At 38.4% G+C, this 5,019-nt stretch carries 7 protein-coding genes and 2 pseudogenes; 8 read left to right on the plus strand and 1 reads right to left on the minus strand.

From position 1 onward, the window contains the following. From BHC51_RS12825 to BHC51_RS10100, 4 genes are all read left to right on the plus strand, one after another. Window positions 1-1,091 (plus strand): hypothetical protein (locus tag BHC51_RS12825; RefSeq protein WP_218966407.1); only part of this gene is annotated, 1,091 nt, incomplete at its 5' end. Window positions 1,092-1,099: 8 nt separating this feature from the next. Continuing rightward, a complete protein-coding gene (locus tag BHC51_RS10090) occupies window positions 1,100-1,570 on the plus strand; it encodes a hypothetical protein (RefSeq protein ID WP_100153942.1) in 471 nt (156 codons plus the stop codon). Between the two features lie 246 nt (window positions 1,571-1,816). Continuing rightward, entirely contained in the window at window positions 1,817-2,212 is a 396-nt protein-coding gene (locus BHC51_RS10095; RefSeq protein ID WP_257384807.1) for an EndoU domain-containing protein, read from the plus strand. After that, a complete protein-coding gene (locus BHC51_RS10100) occupies window positions 2,212-2,697 on the plus strand; it encodes a DUF5376 family protein (protein ID WP_100115293.1) in 486 nt (161 codons plus the stop codon). Before BHC51_RS10095 ends, BHC51_RS10100 begins: the two co-directional genes overlap by 1 nt. Before the next feature lie 133 nt (window positions 2,698-2,830). Here BHC51_RS10100 and BHC51_RS13130 read toward each other — a convergent pair whose 3' ends face one another. Further along, window positions 2,831-3,028, minus strand: coding sequence for a hypothetical protein (locus BHC51_RS13130; RefSeq protein ID WP_257384806.1), 198 nt, complete (start codon window positions 3,026-3,028; stop codon window positions 2,831-2,833). Window positions 3,029-3,076: 48 nt separating this feature from the next. Here BHC51_RS13130 and BHC51_RS13380 point away from each other — a divergent pair. From BHC51_RS13380 to BHC51_RS10115, 4 genes and pseudogenes are all read left to right on the plus strand, one after another. Beyond that, window positions 3,077-3,217, plus strand: a pseudogene (locus BHC51_RS13380) (VENN motif pre-toxin domain-containing protein); the annotation flags it as partial. 84 nt (window positions 3,218-3,301) lie between these two features. Beyond that, the gene (locus tag BHC51_RS10105; protein ID WP_180296485.1) at window positions 3,302-4,033 is read left to right on the plus strand and encodes a CdiA C-terminal domain-containing protein; all 732 of its coding nucleotides are present in this window, start codon (window positions 3,302-3,304) and stop codon (window positions 4,031-4,033) included. A gap of 10 nt (window positions 4,034-4,043) precedes the next feature. After that, window positions 4,044-4,406, plus strand: a complete 363-nt coding sequence (locus tag BHC51_RS10110) for a hypothetical protein (RefSeq protein ID WP_100153945.1) — start codon at window positions 4,044-4,046, stop codon at window positions 4,404-4,406. Between the two features lie 67 nt (window positions 4,407-4,473). After that, a pseudogene (locus BHC51_RS10115) lies at window positions 4,474-5,019 on the plus strand (VENN motif pre-toxin domain-containing protein); the annotation flags it as partial.

Consider the following 5,019-nt stretch of genomic DNA (forward strand, 5'->3'; position numbering starts at 1 on the left):
AAAAACTAAAAAAAGCCGGCGTACAAAATGCCGATGATTACCAAAGAAAATATAATGAGTGCAAAACAGATGCATGCAGACAGCAAGTTAAAAAAGACTACATAGAAGCCAGCGAACAGGCATCTAAAATCATACTTGACTTATATAGAAGCGGAGAATTAACAACTGAAGAATCAATGATATTGTTAACAAGCTATGCAAGCAAAATGATGCAAGGTGCAGGCGAAAGCCAAGATGGCTGGAGCACCCCCATATTCAACATGGATGCCCAGAAATGGACACCATCCGGAGTAATAGCCAATCCAGACTTCCAGCAAATAACACTATCCAATTTAGTGCAAAAAATGAGGCAGTCAGGCGCATCTGAGCAGCAGATAGCAATGCGGGTATTGCAGTATCAGATTGCAGGTCAGGCTATAGGGTCGTACTCTATGGCAGAGCAAGTAGATGCACTTTATAATTCTGGATTGAGTGTTAATACAGTAATAACTGCACTGACACTAAAACGAGGTAAGGCATTATCAGTAAATGAAATAAAAGCAATTACGACCAGATACAACCAAAACGCTGGAAGGTTAGTAACCCCGAATGGACAGGTAATAAAAAATACTGAGCACCAGAGTACAGCGAGTGAATCACGTGGAGCGACACAGAGCGGTGGAAAAGGTAAGGTAGAAAGTGCGCATAAAGGAAATAAGAGTGGTAATGAGCTGACAGATAAAACTAATTTGAAAGCCAATGAAACTAAACCAATAGTTAATCCAGCCACTAATAAAACGGTAACTGAACATACAATAGTACCATCAGGTAAAGCACCAAAAACCTCGACACCAAACTCTATTTATGAAGTGTCTAGAGCTGATGGTTCTAGAAGTGTTACTTATTATGATGATAAAGGCAGAACATTTTCACGTGAAGATTATGGACAACAAAAAACTCATGGTGAATTAGGGTACGATTCTAATGGTAAGGTTCCTCCTCATGAGCATAAAATCACCTATAATGAAAGAGGTTATGTAGATAAGCACTTTTACAGAAAATTAGATATAAATGGTAAACCAATTGGTCCGTGGATAGTAGACAAGAAGTAGGAATTATTATGTCAAATGATGTATATGGGTACTTGTTGCCAGATCTAAATAAAGATTTTGCAGATCAACTAGAGCGTTATATAGAAGCAAATTCTCTAAATATTCAAAAAATAGGAAAACATGACTTATTTAACTATCCTTTGGATTTAATCCCAAATAAATGTGCATTTGTATTTGATATTGCTGATGGCCCTAATTCAATTAATGCTACATATTTAATAGATTATAATGAATATGATCCAGATACAGCAGATATAGGATTTCCTGCTAATCCTAAAGAACGGTTAAATATACTTATTGATACATTGATTGATATGATCAAAATTACTAATGCATCAAAAATGGTTGTATCCATGACCGAATGCAACCAAATAGAAATAATAAAAAGAATAAATTTCTCTGAAATGCGAGATGTTATTCATGCAGATTTTGAAGAGTATCAGGGTCCGCCCGATACTCTTTACGAAATCATATGTTAACTAAAATGATAAATAGAATCTTACAACTCATTGATGTTTTTATCTGTATTAGCTCAAACTTAATCTGACAGACACTATCTACTCATCGGCATTCGTTCTAACACAATGACTGTCTGATGAGTAAAATAAATTCTCCAGTTGCTTTTCTTTAGCCAGTCTTTTTTCTCGACCCAAGTTTGCCAAGGTGTCTAGCCATAACCACAACAAGCAGGTCAAGCAAGTAAGGTTACAATAAATACCGAACACATTTTAAATGGTGAAATAAAAACTTATAAAGATGGAACAAAAGTAGGCACTGGAGGACATTACTTAAGAGATCCAAATATTAAAGTAGATAAATGGACTGGTGCTACTGATTCAAATGGTGTCTCAAAAGGTTATATATCAGTAAGAGATCCAGCAACAGGGAAATGGTATAAAAAGCAGGCAGAAACGACGTTCTTTCCAGAACATTGGTCTAAACGTCAAACTGAGATGGAAATCAAGAGTGCTTTTGATAATTCTAAACCTCATGTCGACCCATTGAAGAAAGAAATGTGGCAAGGGACATCCTCTAGTGGATTAAAGATTGAAGGGTATTATAAAAAACCAAATGGAACCGGAGCAACAGCTTGGCCTGTTTATCAGGGAGCTAAAAAATAATGATTAATCAAAAAATTTATTTTATATGGAAAGATGGAGCATATCGTATGTCTCCAACACCAGAAGAAAGTAACATTAAATTTACTTCCAAAGTAGGCCATGGAATATACGAAATAGGTTCTTGGCTAACAACAGATCTTCCTACAGGAATAAACTCCGTCAATATCTGGATCAACAATCTCACCGATTTAGAACATAGCCGAGCACCAGATGGGATGTTTGGTATTGGTAATGCGCATTGGGTATTAATAAAGGGTGATTATGTGTTTATCGGCACTGAGTATGTCGAAGAACAGCAAGTTATCATGACCAGAGAGCAGCTTTTATATGTTCTAGAGCAATATAAGACTTTTTTAGAAGGAGATTATAACGATCCCAATAATCCGCCAGATCCTATTGATGTTGAATTTATAGCAGAAGGCCAAGAAGCTATTGACATGTATAACGGATTAGAAGGCTCCCAGCTGGTTCCTTACGCTTGTTAATTGGATCTCCACTTAACCGTGGAGATCATCCTCTTAGCAAGTAATATTAAAAAAGATTTAGGCTAAATCAACCTATACAACACACTAAATGGCAGGATTATAACCCACTCAGCGAAGACAAAAACAACAGGTACTAAACGCCCTCGCACCGTATGCGGCAGAGCTGATCGGCAAACAATTCGGCCATGGAGAGAACCAGAATCAGGCAGCGCAGCTGGTAGCGCATGCGCTGATAGGCGCCATCAGTGCGAGCGTCAACGGCGGTAATGCCGCAGCCGGAGCCGTAGGCGCGAGTGCCGCCGAACTGGCCGCGCAATACCTGATCAAACAACTGCCCAAAGATCAGTACCCTGAAGCCATAGACCCGAGAACCGGCGAGATAGACCCGAACCGCTTACCGGAAAATGTCAAAGCCAGCATCAGAGACCTATCATCAGCAGTAGCCACCGTATCAGGCGGGCTAACCGGTGGTTCACTGATTGATGCGCAGATAGCGGGAGTGGTTGGGCAGAATGCGGTGGAGAATAACCAATTTGACTTAATCCAGCTAATATCACCAGCATCAGCAGCGATGTTGTCCAAGGATGCAAAACACAGAGAGGCTATGAAAATAGCGCATCAAATAAGGATGGCGAGCTCAGCAATCACAATAGTTCAGGTAGGAGGTGGTTATGCAATAGCAGGAGTAGGATTAGTAGCTCCAGAAGCAATAGGAGCGATATACTCAGCATGTAGAGTAAATCCGGCAGGATGTACAGTTATCACAGTAGAATCCGCAGATATACTAGCCGGACTGGCCACAGGAGCTGTAACGGTAAATAATTTACCGGCCTCAGCGATAAAATCGACAAGTAAGATTGGCGGGAAGTACGCGGAAGAGATTGGTCAGATAGGTAAAGAGGCGAGTAAAGGTTCTGCTAAAGTAGGTAAGGAAGCGACAGGATATTTAACAGGCCAAAAAACTAAGTTACCACCTAATGCTTCTTCTGAAAATATAAGATCATTAGCACGAGAAAATGAGAGTGCAAAAATACTTTCTCAAAATGGTTACCACGTTGAACAAAATCCAATTACATCTGGAGTAAAAAATCCTGATTACAAGATTAATGGAGAGATATTTGATAACTATGCTCCAAGTTCAAGTAATATTAGAAATATATGGAGAGAAGTACAGAAAAAAGTTGAAAAAGGTCAAACTAACAATGTAGTTATTAATCTTGCTGATACAAAAGTAACAACAACAAATTTGCAAAAGCAATTCAATGATTGGCCAGTTAAAGGGTTAAATAAAATTATTGTTATTGATCAGTCAGGAAAACCTATAAGAATTAAGTGAGGATAATAAAATGTCAATTGATATTACGTGTTATACCAAATTAGATATCGATTTATTGCAACCTAAATTAAATACAATTAAGTCTAATTATAGTTATATGTTCACTCATTCATATATTATGTATGATGCTAATAAGGTTTTTACAAGAGAGCAACTAGAATTCATTGATGATCATGTTGAAAAATACCAGAAAGAAACAGATATTCTAATAGCAGAAGAATTTGGCTTAGAAAATCCAAAATCATATTTTTTTATCTCTGTAAATGATAAAAATTTCCCTGAGTTGAATACTTCAGAAATGGCTGAGTTTTTAAGGAAGGAGTTGGGAAAAGAAAATATTATTGTATTACTTGATGGTGAAACTCTAATTTAAGTGTAGTGGTTAAAACTTAGATTAACAGGCATATCTAAGAGACCTACCATCAGCAGTAGCCACCGTATCAGGCGGGCTAACCGGTGGTTCACTGATTGATGCGCAGATAGCGGGAGTGGTCGGGCAGAATGCGGTGGAGAATAACGCCCTCATCAACAGCAAAGGCGAAAGCAAACTAAATGCCCAAGAAAGAAAAATAAACGAAAAACTGAAAAAAGCCGGCGTACAAAATGCCGATGATTACCAAAGAAAATATAATGAGTGCAAAACAGATGCATGCAGACAGCAAGTTAAAAAAGACTACATAGAAGCCAGCGAACAGGCATCTAAAATCATACTTGACTTATATAGAAGCGGAGAATTAACAACTGAAGAATCAATGATATTGTTAACAAGCTATGCAAGCAAAATGATGCAAGGTGCAGGCGAAAACCAAGATGGCTGGAGCACCCCCATATTCAACATGGATGCCCAGAAATGGACACCATCCGGAGTAATAGCCAATCCAGACTTCCAGCAAATAACACTATCCAATTTAGTGCAAAAAATGAGGCAGTCAGGCGCATCTGAGCAGCAGATAGCAATGCGGGTATTGCAGTATCAGATTGCAGGT

Origin of the sequence: Snodgrassella alvi, assembly GCF_002777745.1 — a bacterium.
Taxonomy (GTDB): Bacteria; Pseudomonadota; Gammaproteobacteria; order Burkholderiales; family Neisseriaceae; genus Snodgrassella; species Snodgrassella alvi_D.